1 protein-coding gene is annotated in these 261 nt (G+C 64.4%); it reads right to left on the minus strand.

The features are described from left to right. Window positions 1-261, minus strand: a 261-nt coding sequence (locus HXS65_RS17445; protein ID WP_176494551.1) for a hypothetical protein, incomplete at both ends; no start/stop codon positions are given.

Raw genomic sequence — 261 nt, forward strand, 5'->3', positions numbered from 1 at the left:
CCGTGCTGTCGGCTTCCGCGGTACCGGAGACGGTCGGCGTGGTGTCATCGGTGCTGTCACCGTCGACCAGGGCGGCGGTCAGATCGCCAACGTTGTCACTGATGGTAGTGATGACCGGCGCGGTCGGCGCAGTGATGTCGATGGCGACATCAATGCTGTTCGAGGCATCAGAGCGGTTGCCCGCCACATCGGTAATCACGGCTGTCGCGGCGTAGCTGCTGCCATCGGTCAGGTCGTCGGCGGCAATGATGACCGCCACGT

Source organism: Cobetia sp. 5-25-4-2 (assembly GCF_013374075.1).
GTDB lineage: Bacteria > Pseudomonadota > Gammaproteobacteria > Pseudomonadales > Halomonadaceae > Cobetia > Cobetia marina.